Raw genomic sequence first — 12,442 nt, 5'->3', positions numbered from 1 at the left:
TTAGTACTCTCATTAAACATCAAAATGATCAACTTTTAATACTGCAGAACGATATAAATCAAAGACGTGGCAGTAGCGTTGTTGATGAAGCCCTTCGTTCGTCGCCGGGGTGGGATGATTGGCCTAACCAAGCTATCGATGAAAGCTCTTGCAAAGACTTGCTGTTGAACATTCTTTATCGTCTTGAAGGACAATCTCAATGGTCTTTTGAGCTGATTGCTCGTCTCTTCGTGAACTGTGGTTTGACGTTTCGCACCATTGGTTGCGCAGCGGTTGGTCCGCAGCCATAGTGAACTCCTTTGGTGAACTGTAGACCGCAAAGCCCCCATTGTTGCCATGCCTGTTTCCCCTGTGAATCGATTTCGGTTTTTGATTAAGCGTGTACGCACGAAATGCGATCGCACTTGCACGTCGTTGCACAGCAGGAAGTTGTTTAGATGCTGAAGTGTTGGTTTTGTTGGTGTGGAAGCCAAGTGGCTGAAGGTGGGGTATCATGCCGACGAAAAGGTATCTTCTCGACTAACAGTCTTTCCGTCTCCGTCCTATGAAATCGTTCCACCAATTGGCTTTTGAACGCGTCTGTCTGATCAATTTAAAACGCGATCACGAGCGACTCGATGACTTTTATCAACGATTGCCAGATGACTGGCCGTTTGAAGCACCGACCCGATTTGAAGCGATCGATGGGACAAATCTGGTGCGTCCCCAGTGGTGGCAAGTTGGTTTGGGCGCGTGGGGCTGTTTTCAGTCGCATCTGCGTTTGATCGAAAATGCGTTGAATGACAAAGTCGAGTCGATTCTGGTGTTGGAAGACGATGCTGTGTGCTGCGACGACTTTTGTGGCAGTTTGGAACCTTTTGCGAAAAACGTCCCGGATGATTGGGAGTGGATCTACCTAGGTGGTCAGCATTTGCATCATCATCGTGCGTTTCCTGTCAAGGTTTGCGATCACGTCTACCGACCGCACTATGTCCACCGCGCCCACGCGTACGCGCTCCGAGGCCGTCGTGCGATGGAGGCGATTTATACGCACCTATTGGAACGTGAGCGTTGGGGCGAGAAACACCATCTTGATCATCGGTTGGGTGAATTGCACGCGGTTTATCCAGGGGGAATCTATGTGCCCGGAAGTTGGGTGATTCAGCAGGCTCAAAGCTTTAGCAATATCAAGATGAAGCACATGCCGACCACCGCGTTTCCAGGGGCGAGCGAGATGTTAAATCCCAAGCTGGACAAGCGGCTTGTCGCTGTTGTCGGTCATGATTCCGCAGCCCGCAACGCGGTGGCAGGGATGCTGCATCACCTTGGGATCTCGATGGGAGATGGACGCATTGGGCAGCGGCCTTGGGAGTGTGAAACAGCATTGGCGGCGCCGGTGCTTGATCAACTATGCGAACAGTTATTCACGGCCGATTGGTGGATCGAAACATCAAGTTCCGAGCATCGCATCAACGCACTGCGATTCTGGGCCGCTCGACGATGCCGCACGTCGACGGTCGAGGCAGAAATGATCGGAGGAACACATCCGCTGTTTTCAATCCTCGCAGCTGAGTTGTCCCAAGCTTGGGTTAGTCCCATCATCGTTCGCGTCGAAGGATTGAGCGAGATCAAGACTGATCAATCAGGCGGTGCCGCACTACGTCGTCATACGATGGCAATCAACGGGCTACAGCATTTCGAATCAACGAAGTTTTCAAAGATCATCGATCTGGATTTCAGAACAGAACAAGACACCGCATCAAGGGTGGCGGAGCTAATCGATCAGCTCGGAATCAAAGTCAACGCCCAACAACAGCAAGCGTCCATTCGTTTGCTAGAAGAATACCTGAGAGCGTACTGATCAAAATGGGGTTTAACGAGTGGTCTTCATATCGAGTTCGTCAAGTCTTGTATGGAAGGCTTGATGCTTGCGGCGTAGTTCGTTGTTAAACTCGATTGCTCGCTTCGCGTTTTCGATTTCTGTGTTAGGATCTGTGAACGCGACGTAACCTGGAATCAATCTTGCCAAGTGTTCGACGGGCTGTGTAATCGGACCGACCGCATCTTTGGCAGTCAGTAGCAAGCCTTCGGCTGCCAACGCGATCCGTTTTGGGGTTCTCGTTTGCGACTTGATTATCTCTTCCTTGGCGTTGCGGATCTCTTCGATGTGAAGCACATGGTCGATTCGATCGGTCAGTCGTCGTCCGCTACGCACCTTGACTTTGGGGCAGCCATAACGAGGGAATACCACTTCGATCCCGGCGTCACCAAAATCGAAGTCAATGCTTTTTGCACTGTAGTGGACCATCGGTGATCCGGGCAGCATTTGGACCTGGACATACGTCCGCTCGCCAGTCCTGGGGTGTGAGGCGACAACAATTGTCGGCCCTCCTGGTAGATCTGGCCCCCGAAAAGATCTATCACCGGTGTAGTAGTAGCGGTGGACGAGAACGGTTGGTGGGATATCTACAACCAGCGCATTACCGGTATCGTGAAGCTGGACTGCGGGGTTGCCAAGCGGGTCGACACCTGGGTCGATGACCTCGATTTCAAGGGCTGGTGAAACGACAGCATGCAGTCGGTCCTGCGCTACACCGCGACGGATGTCAAGCATCAACACGCCCAAGGTGACACTAAAGGCAAACGCCCAAGGGATCGTCGATTGAAGAGGTTTGGGACAGTTCATTGGATTGGCGACGGGAGGTGGGCGTGACTATGAACGGGACGCATTCAGACGTCTTCGAGACGTCGAACGGTTTTTCCAGCCGCACTCAACGGATCGAGTTGATAGAAGAATTCAAACTGGACGGCTGCTGATTGCTCGAATGCCAATGCGATTTGTTTATCGTAAGTTTGCCATCGCATTTGGCGAGGCTGTTGACGTTGTACCCAAAACGGTTTGGGGGAGATGACCGCGGTCACCTGGCTTCCGGATGCGGGTTGAGATGTGATCTGATCTGACTCCCTCGCATCGGCACCGACACTGGACTCGGATGCAATCAGGCGAGCATGGAAATGAAATTGATTCCGAAGCAAGTGCGAGAAAGGGTTCAATTCGCCATTCGCTTCGAGTTCTGCGAAGTTCTGCTCTGCCAGCAATGACAGGGTCCAGATTCCGTTTCGCTCAATATCAAGAACAACACTGCTAACACGGCAATGGTCAATGGTTAGGAGCGAACGGTTGGGGCGAAAGCGTTTGCGAGACGCTGTCGTGTTTTGATTGCGACCACCTGTCAGGGCGTTTGCAATTAAGTCGTCGTTTCCTTGAGCACCGATGATTTGTGCCGTCTGGCTAGGCACAAACATCGACGGGCTGCGGCTTTTATGCTGGTAGTCATGCTTCGGTATGCAGTTGTAGCTTGGCGGCTTTGTCACACGAACGCGCGGGACCAAGTTCGGCCAGTCTGCACCCATGGTGCTCAATGATGCGCCTGAAAAGCCGAGGAGCGTCATTTTACGCATCCACTCTCTTCGTGTTGTCAGTCGACTTAGATCCTTGTCTTTCATCATCCATCCTTGCGTCGTCAATGTTCGAACAAGAGTTTTTCGAACAAGGGCTACTTACCATGCAACATTGGTTTCGTCGTGTCTTTCAGATAGTCAGGAAACGCGATGTCGGCATCGGGTCCTTCGGGAAGGGCTAGAGTCGGTGGCGATCCGGGATAGGGCAACATTGACTCGGTTGTACCCGGTGGATCTTCTGGAAAAACGGCAGGTGGAAATGATCGCGAAGATCTATCGAGTCGCTCGAATGCGCCTTCGTTGTTCGCATCGGGAACATATTGGCTTTCCGGATAAGCACGATTGACGTCCCACCCTCCTTTCAATTCGCTACTTCGGAAGTCAAGCCCCGGACCCTGGTAGCCATTCGGGTGAACGCTTGGGACAGTCGACTGCGATCGATAAAGGTCAGCGCGCTTTTGCGACTCTGGGAATCTCAGAAATTCGTCAACACGAGAGCTGCTGACGTCGTAGACTCGATTCTCCAAAACATGGTGGCGCCCACGAACGATGAACTCACGATTGCTGAGGTTTAATGGATCGATGTCAGCAACTGCCGGTGCCCAACGCAACCCCATGAGGTCGAACAGTGTGGGGAAGATCGTCGCTTGAGCCATAATGATGTTCTGTTGCAACGAACTTTCTCGCTGTGGAACCGGACGCCAGAGGGCACCAACGACCGGAATGTCTTCCAATAGCGGCACGCCACGAGCGGTTCGCTCTGCTTTAAGTGCGACGGTGTAGCGGCTGACTTCTCGGAGTTCAAAGTTGGACAGTTGAACGTCCGTGTCAACGAAGTGCCGTTTGACTCGTCCGAGATGCTTTTCATCCGCACGCACCGGTTCACGCACATTCGTTGTGTACATGTAGTTGAAATCGAAAACGACCGATTGGCCATCGGGTTCGATGACGGGACGGATTTCATAACCCGTACCTGTTTCAAATTTGTAGATTGCAGGATCTGGAATCAGCTTTTCGACATTCGATTCATATCGAGGGCGGGTTCCCGAGTCTTGGGCAAGCAAGTCAGCTTGGGTGTCCGAAGAAAGCCCAGGTAGAACATCACGTACCGTTCCAGACGCTCCCGATGTTACCTGAGATGTAGGGAGGCCACTTTGACTTGCGGCAAGTGCGAGCAAATTGGGGTCGTTCACCAACGCTCCGACATCGTTGTAAATCGCCAGTGCGGAATCGAGCCCTTCGCGAATGAGGATGTCTCGTTTCGGAAGGTCAAATTCCATCGTCGCACTGGGCGAAACTTTCGCAAATGCCCGGTTGTTGGCCAGCACGTTGGTCGTTTCGGTCTGACCGAACTCAACGTCTTTGTATTGTCCACCTTCACGAATGTTGCGAAACGTCGGGTAGTAAAACTGTGTGTTGAAATCGTCGTCCAGAGCGGTTGTTAAACGCTTCAGGTAGTTGTCAATATTCGCGGTGTGAGCACGTGTGCCTTCAAGTAGTTCGATGTACTTTTCTTCCAAGTCATCGATCAACATGTCCAAGAATCGTTTGTGGTCCAAGGGACGTCTGGCGTCGTTCGCTTCTTGAATTTTGAAATTCGCTCTAACATCGACTTCGAGCAGAGTATCGAATTGTGCATCTACATTTCCGATGTGAAACAAGATGTCATCACGGCGCGGATGCGACTGGAAGATGCGTTCAACGCGAGTGCGGTAATTTTGCCAGAGCGAGTAGTAGGACGTGAACCTAGACTCTGGGTCCTTCAATTGTTCCAGCAGTTGGATTCGTGTCTGTGACAGTTCTTGCATTGTCTTGAAAGAATTGTCGACGATTTGTCTCAGCTCGATATAAAGATCCGCAAAGTCTTCTAGTGATTTGTAATCTAATCGCAGCATTGGGGCCGAATGCGTCGGTTGCAAAATCGCGAAGCTCTTGACGATTTCAAGTTTGCCTCGAATCTTCTCAGCGTTTGACTCCAGCGAGAGCTGGGAAAGTGAAGTGGCCAATCGAATCGCATTTTCTATTGCAGTCTTGATCTGTGTCTCGACCGTCGTGCTGTGCTTGGGGTCGGCGACGTACATGATAACTTCATTGCCAGGGAAATCTGTTTCGCGTTTCGCAAATCCGAATTCCACTTCATTGCCAAAGATAGTCCCGTAGAACGACTGTGTCGTCGATAACGAGCGAGCGGTGCTCTGACGAAATTTATCGATGTCCGATCGTTGATCGTCGCTACGCAAGTCGTTGATGAATTCGGAAAAGTTTGAATCGAACCAGGTTAGGACGCTTTGCGATTCGACAGCCGCATTGCGGATTTGTGCCTGCGCCTTTGTTAATTCGACGACCACCTCTTGAATCGCTTTTGACTTTTCCTGTTGGGCCAGGAAAAGTTCACGAGCTGCATCAAGCTCTTTCTGCTTCGCGGTGCGTAGGTCTTGCTGGCGATTTCCGATTCGGTCTTCGATCAACGCGCGTTCCATGACACGCTGTTTGTATTCAAGTTCAGTAACCAAACGGCTTTTGAAAATCTGAGCTAGGCGAATAAACTCTCGCTGCAACGGTGTCATAGTGTCCGCGTGCAAATGATTCACCGAATAGAAGCCCTTTAGTGATTGAAACGCGGCGTTCTGAGACAGCGATGTTAATGGCGGTGGTCCGTGATGTTTGTCCCATATTCTGCTGAAGACGTGGCCGACCTTGGAATGGTGGCAGCACGGATCGCCACAACTTGCGGTGCAGACATGAATGCGTCCATCACTATGATGCATGCCGGCATCCAGGTAGGTCTGTTCGGCGATCGGAAGGTCTTCACGGAGTTGGCGATCGAGATGGTCGAGGATCAAGATTCGTGTTTCATTGTTCGCTAACGACATCAACAGTAGCGCTGACGAAAGGCTGGTCACATCCATCGAGTGGAGCGATAGCAGTTTGTTTCCGGTTTGCAGGAACTCGGAGTCAATTGTTCTCAGTTCGTCGATGAATTCTTTGCCAAAGAACGCATGCAGATAACGTTGATCTCGATCCTCTTGGGTTTCGCCGGGGTAAACCATTGATGCCTGTTGGGCCCGCTGGGCAGCCGCCAGCATGACACTTTTGCGAATCATTTCCCCGGTCTGAACCGTCATGAATCTCGCTTGATCAATGTAAGTCTGAATCCGTGATGCCACGGTTTCCAAACGTTTGGCATCGTCGCCATTTAGCTGTGTCGTATGGACGTTGACGCGAACCTGGCCGACAGGCGTATCGATTTGGTTGATCATCAATCGAATCTGATTGACGCCTTTCAGGGGGCCACGCAGGTGTATCAGTCCTTCGCCAATCACAGAGATGCTTGTCTGTTCGACAGGGTCGGAACTGGATGGCTGCCCTTCGGCGTACGTGTCGGGATCCGAGTGAGCCGCGAAAACTTCGCGACGGAATTGTTCTTGCCGTGCCAGTTGCTCTCGTGATTCGAGCTGTTCGGCTTGTTCTCGCGAATCCAATTCCGCTTGTTTGGCAGTATCGACAGCAGTCTCCAACCGTTCGACTTCAGCGGAAAAGCTTCTTGCGGCCTGTTCCATCGCGGCGATCGACGCGTCAAGCGTTTGGGACTGTTCATCGCTCAAGTCATCTGCCGAAACCTTTTGCTGAGCGGTCTGTCTGAGCTGTTGCAAGGTCCGATCAAAGTTTCGACGGGCATCGGATAACTTCTCCTGAAGCTCACGAGTTTCTTGAGCTTTACGAATCGCTTCCCGCTCTGATTCTTGGCGAGCAGCGGTGGTCTGGTCGGCAACCGTTCTGGCTTGGTCGGCATGTTGGCGTGCGACCGAAACCCCGTGGCGATTATGTGATTTAACCTTGCGGTTGATGATCTGGGCGACGCGGTGTGCGTCCCGATAAAAATACAGCGGGGCGACGCGGGTTTCGACTTTGTCACTCTGCTTGAAGCCGTCTGGAATCTCCCGAGGTGGAGTCCATTCCTGATAGGTGACGTAGTCGCCTGTGGGGCCCTGGATTCCAGGGATGACTTGTCCCGGTAAGACTGAAGTCGCTGCTACATTGCCCGAGTTGATGCCAAACCGTTCGATCCAGCCGCCAGGAAAGATCGTCGGCGCGTTGGAACGGAGTTCGTTGCCGTAGACGTCTTTCAGCCCGCTTATCTGAAGTTGGTACCCGTCAGGGACGATCTTATCGACGGCGAAAGTAAGTGTTAACGTGTTCGTCGCATTGCTGAAGACCGCAGACTCTGGTGTTAATGGTGCGTCTGGTTGCGAGTTTCGCAGTAGATTGATTTTATTTTCGACCGCGTCTTCAACTGCTCCATTGTCAAGCTTCAGCGTTTGGTCAGTTGGGAACCGAAGTGTGACTTTGTTTGCACCTGGAGTTGTACCGATCCCGTTGTGATCGAAGCGTTCGACTTCCAATGGCTTCTTAAGAAGATGAAACTCCAGAACCTGCGAACCTGCGGCAATCCGGTTTCTGCCAACGTAGGCGGCTAAACCAAACCTGTGCAGTTGACGCTGAGATGTACCTTGGCGGGCGATGCCCACGATCGTGCCAGCAGCGCTAGGAACTACTGACGTGATCGCATTGGCTTTCTGGTTAGCCGATAGTTCCTCGATCACAACGTCGAAATCGGGATCGATGGTTCCCGTGACTGTCAGGCTATTGAGATCTTGAGCAAAGACACTTAACCGTTTTTCGTCATTAATACTTTCGCTAGTTGTATTGCCGTTAATTTTATAGCCGCTGAATTTCGGCAGACTTGATTTGGGCACACTCATCAGTGCCCCGATCGAAAATTTGATACGTTTATCACCGATTCGTATGCGTCCTGCATTTCGAAGGGTTGTCGTAATCAGGATCTCGCCAGTTTTCTCTGAATTCAGCAATTCTGTTGGGATTGCAGCCGTCGCGATAAACCCTAGATCATCGTCGGAACGTGAGACAGGGATGTCGAAACTAGAAACAACCTGATGTACCTCGGGGCTACCGTCGCTCGAGATGACGAACCCGGTAAAGTTGCCGTTGCGTTGAACATCAAGGCCATCAAAGCGCAGATAGGCTTTCGAGGTTGAGTCAATTAGATAGACCGCTTCTCCAGCGTCCGCATCCAAAGTCGGATCTGCAAACTGGCTGTGGGTAGTCCTGCCGATGGCAACGGGAGAAGTCGATTGAACCGGAATGATGGAAAACGCGTCAACGAACCGTTCCGCTTTACCCTTAGGTGTAACGAAGACAGACATCGTTGTCTCTTCGGTCAGGGCAAGTTTTGAATAGCGCGCAGAGTACGAATGTCCGTCATCGGATTCCGTGGGTTCAGGTGCATCAACCGTTTCCGAAAAGGGGGATGCAGTTGTGTCGCCATTGGCGATCGTTCCCTTTTCAATCCGAATCGAAATTTTTGAAAGAGTTTCCTCTTTGGGACCGCGAACCGTCAGTTCGAAAGGAGTGTTTGGCCTGACCGGAATCGGAGAATTGAGCCGAAGTCGGCTTGCAAAGTCGATGGGCCACTGCAAGCCGCGGAGTGACGTTTCAGCTAACTTTGGGGTGATCGAAACCAGCGAATAGCCACCACTTGAAGCTGTGTCTCCATCGGTTTGTAGTAACCAATTGACTGGCCTGACATTTCCGCCATCCGGCGGTAGCGGAGCTTCAATCAGCGACGATCGCCCGTCATGATGGTCCGCCGAAATCTGATTTAGATGCGCTGCGTGATTGAGCGCGTGCAGCGCTGGCTGTCCATTCAGGCTGCTGAGATGTTCATTGTCAGGGACCGATTCTTTAGCTGGTCGCCGCAGAATCCCAATCGCGGCAAGCATCACCAATGTTGCAACAACAAACGGGCGGCGAAAACCATACTTTGCTAGCCGAAGATTCATCTTCTTGCCTGACAAATAGACGCATCGAATCTACCGGCGGTCTGTACCGTCGGCAGGGGGGATACCCCTATTGGTCGGTTGGCAGGGGGGCTGTCATTCAGGTTATTCGGAATGTTTTGATCGAGCCGGTTCGCCCTGATGGGAGATCGCTTCTGGATAAAGCTACTGGGTGAGTCGAGGCAAAGACTTTTGGGCGATTTTCAGAATGAAGCTAAAGATTGCCTGTTCAGCACGCCACGCCAACCATCGGTGATCTAATCGTGCTTGGATTCCAAGGGCGATGTCAGAAATTCAGTTTCAGCGTTTCTTCATCGATCTGTACACGTCCAGTCCTTCGAAGCCGTGTCCAAATGTTGCAGACCCTTTGCGCTGAGCCCACAGGATGCCTCCTCCGCATCTTTTCAATGCCGGATGTGAACCTGTGTAGTGGAGTTCGATCCAATTGTCAGGCTTTGGCGTTCCGTCTGCCTCGTACTCGACAAACTCGTAGCGGTCGGAATTGGCGAGAAGTTTTTGCGGTTCCAGCGGAATGGAAATGATGGAATTGTCAATCGTTTCGAAGCAAATCTCTAGGTGCAGTGTTACTGGAAACGATTGTCGGTTGACCTTGGCATCGAGTTTGAAGGTGCCGTCCGCGCGAGTGGTCAACTGCATTCCACCGGCTATCAAAAGCCCCTCACGGAAGTCTGGATTTCCATCACGTGCATACCGTGGAATTGGAAAGTGGCACGGATTATCGAATGAAGTCTTGGTGTCAGGAGCATGTTTTAGATAAGCATGCTCGGCGGCTTTGTTCGCCTTCATCCTTTTCCAGTACAGTTTCGCCTGCGTTCTGGCTGATTCGGCTTCTTCCACGGCGTTCTCGGAACGCAACGTAGCAAGTTGGTCGTTTACCTCCCGAATCGCTTTGGATTGCTCCAACTCTTCTTTCAGCCAGATCAGTTGTTGGTAGCGTTTCGCTCCCGGGAGATTCGTCAGTGCTTTAGCCTTGGTGATAAGTGATTCGAGTCGCTCGTTTAGGGTTTGTGATTTAGCGAGCTTGAGTTCGAGCATGATCCGATGATCTTTGATCTCGTTTACAACCGAGTTGAATTCGTGTGAAAGCTGATGAAGAGCTTGGTGGTGCCGCTTTAATTCGATAGAGCAGAGCGCAACTTCTAAATAGAGTTCACGCAGACTATGGCACGATTGGATTGCTGTGTCGCCAAGCTGTTTTAGTAAACGAGCATCGCTAATTCTGTTCCCGCTGAATTGTTTCTCTTGTTCTCGTTGGGCATATTCGAGCCTGAGTCGTTCTAGCAAGGGAAGACGACGTCCAAGATCGTCTTCTGGCGTAGCTGACAACAGTCGTTCGTCGCCCAGAACCAATTGATTGATGATGTCGGTTTCCGAAGTCAGTTTGTTCAACTCTTCAGTGGTGAGTGCAAGGCCGAGAACTTCGAGAAGTAGAATCTTCTGTTGGTGCGTGACGTCTCCGAGAAACCCATGGGTTAACTCATCGCATCGCAGCAGGTGTCTGTTGAGGTATCTTGAAGAGAAGTTCAATAAGTTCGACGCCTTTTTTACTTCTGTCCACTCACTGCTTCGTAGCAGTAATTCGACGTCTGGATAATAAAGGCCTGGTTCAAAGTCACTCGGAAAGGTGACTGAGAATTTTCGTTCAGCATTCGGTGGCACGTTTGCTCCGCCCTGAACATTCATCGCTTCTGATTGAAGCCCCTCATGCGATCTTTCCACATCAAGCGAATGTGGAAGGCATTTGTTCAAAGTGGAATAGAGTGCCTGCAACTGATGACCAATTGCATCGCGAACCCCAGCCATAAGGTTCGAATTGAGCTTGTGCATTTGCTCAATCTCGCGAAATGTTTGCGATTCTTCGGACCTCAGTTCGTCGAGGAGATGTTTAGCCGTTGAATCACATTCCTGTAGTTGCTTCCACTCCGCTTCATTGTCCTTCTGGTCTCGATCTTCATCTTTGATTTGTGTCGCTAAATGCATTCGTTCGCTGACACTGCTAATCACTTCTAGCGTCTTTTCACGGAGGTCTGTTCGAATAGAGGTGTTCTCAAGATGGAGTGATTTGTTGTACTCCTGCAATTCAGAAATCTGCTTTTGCAATGTTTCCGATCTCGTCATCGCGGTGATTAAACGCTGAAACAATGCACCATGATCCGCAGTTTGGTGATCATCGATGGTGGCGGGGACGTTTGCGATTTCAAGTAGAAGTTCTTTTCGAAGGCAATTCGGACAGTTTGCCGATGTGCACTTTTGATCGCAGATGTGCTCAGAATCGTTGGCTGCTACTTTTTCTACAGCCTTCAATAGCTTCGTTTTCTTTAGAGCTTCGAGAAGAATGTTGATCGAGTCCTTCGTGTGCTTAATCGACGCGGTTTTGCTCGTTCTGTTGTGTTCAGCATCTTCAGAGACTTTACGAGCATAGTTCTGATCGTTGAGAAGCGTTTTCCTTGCCGCTTGCAGGGTCTTCAGCGCAGTGGCTTCCGCGGCGTGCGCTTGAGCGAGTTCGTGGTTAAGTTTTTTTACGATCCCTTCAAAGGCGGCAATTCGACGTTCGATCTCTTTGGTTTCTTTTGAAAGCTGTTCTGCGACACGAACCTGTAATCGCCAAGCAGCTTTGTTGGCAGCACTTCCATCGCGATCGAGCAATTCTTTGGCGGCCTTTTCGTCATCGGCGGCTTGCTTCGTTCGCTTGTCTGAATCGACCAGCAGCGTTTTCTGGGTCTTTAAATCGGTTGCGATCGTTGCCAGGGACTTTTTAAGCTCTGTGGCAATTGTCTGGTGCCGTGAATGTTCCCGAGAGGCCTCTTCGTATAGCGTTTGGGAGAAATCGCGTTGACGATCGGCCTGGGTGGTTTGCGATGTCGATTCAGCGATGGTTTCCTGAAGCTGACGATCCAATTCAATGATCTGAAGCTGCAGTTCCCTCCGTTGGCGTTCCTGTTGATCCGGAATCGAATTCAGAATCGATTCAGCTAGCGATTGGTCAGGTTTGCTGTCGGGAGTTGCCGTAGCAGCAGCGGGTGCAGCAGGATCTGGCGTTGAACCATCTGCAAAAGCGCTGCTTAGGTGAGAAGCTGCGACCAAGAGCGATGCCAATGCGAACGCAAGTGTGTGATGCATGA

The 12,442-nt window shown here is 51.1% G+C and carries 5 protein-coding genes; 1 reads left to right on the top strand and 4 read right to left on the bottom strand.

Going from position 1 to position 12,442, the window contains the following annotated elements:
* Positions 1-544 precede the first annotated feature (544 nt).
* Positions 545-1,840, top strand: coding sequence for a glycosyltransferase family 25 protein (locus tag LOC67_RS07600; RefSeq protein WP_230261931.1), 1,296 nt, complete (start codon positions 545-547; stop codon positions 1,838-1,840).
* Between the two features lie 12 nt (positions 1,841-1,852).
* Here LOC67_RS07600 and LOC67_RS07595 read toward each other — a convergent pair whose 3' ends face one another.
* The 4 genes from LOC67_RS07595 to LOC67_RS07580 all read right to left on the bottom strand — a co-directional run bounded on the left by LOC67_RS07595 (position 1,853) and on the right by LOC67_RS07580 (position 12,440).
* Positions 1,853-2,665, bottom strand: coding sequence for a hypothetical protein (locus LOC67_RS07595; RefSeq protein ID WP_230261930.1), 813 nt, complete (start codon positions 2,663-2,665; stop codon positions 1,853-1,855).
* A 44-nt stretch (positions 2,666-2,709) separates the two neighbouring features.
* Positions 2,710-3,489, bottom strand: coding sequence for a hypothetical protein (locus tag LOC67_RS07590; RefSeq protein ID WP_230261929.1), 780 nt, complete (start codon positions 3,487-3,489; stop codon positions 2,710-2,712).
* Positions 3,490-3,536: 47 nt separating this feature from the next.
* Positions 3,537-9,302: a cell envelope integrity protein TolA gene (locus LOC67_RS07585; protein WP_230261928.1), complete on the bottom strand. Its 5,766-nt coding sequence runs from the start codon at positions 9,300-9,302 to the stop codon at positions 3,537-3,539.
* Positions 9,303-9,599: 297 nt separating this feature from the next.
* Positions 9,600-12,440: a hypothetical protein gene (locus tag LOC67_RS07580; RefSeq protein ID WP_230261927.1), complete on the bottom strand. Its 2,841-nt coding sequence runs from the start codon at positions 12,438-12,440 to the stop codon at positions 9,600-9,602.
* Between the last annotated feature and the right edge of the window lie 2 nt (positions 12,441-12,442).

It is taken from the genome of Stieleria sp. JC731 (genome assembly GCF_020966635.1).
GTDB lineage: Bacteria > Planctomycetota > Planctomycetia > Pirellulales > Pirellulaceae > Stieleria.
This window is presented reverse-complemented; position numbering and strand designations above follow the sequence as displayed.

Bases quoted from the DNA above. Each gene is read 5' to 3' on its own strand.
- LOC67_RS07600 (WP_230261931.1), top strand. From the start codon at position 545: ATGAAATCGTTCCACCAATTGGCTTTTGAACGCGTCTGTCTGATCAAT.
- LOC67_RS07595 (WP_230261930.1), bottom strand. From the start codon at position 2,665: ATGAACTGTCCCAAACCTCTTCAATCGACGATCCCTTGGGCGTTTGCC.
- LOC67_RS07590 (WP_230261929.1), bottom strand. From the start codon at position 3,489: ATGATGAAAGACAAGGATCTAAGTCGACTGACAACACGAAGAGAGTGG.
- LOC67_RS07585 (WP_230261928.1), bottom strand. From the start codon at position 9,302: ATGAATCTTCGGCTAGCAAAGTATGGTTTTCGCCGCCCGTTTGTTGTT.
- LOC67_RS07580 (WP_230261927.1), bottom strand. From the start codon at position 12,440: ATGCATCACACACTTGCGTTCGCATTGGCATCGCTCTTGGTCGCAGCT.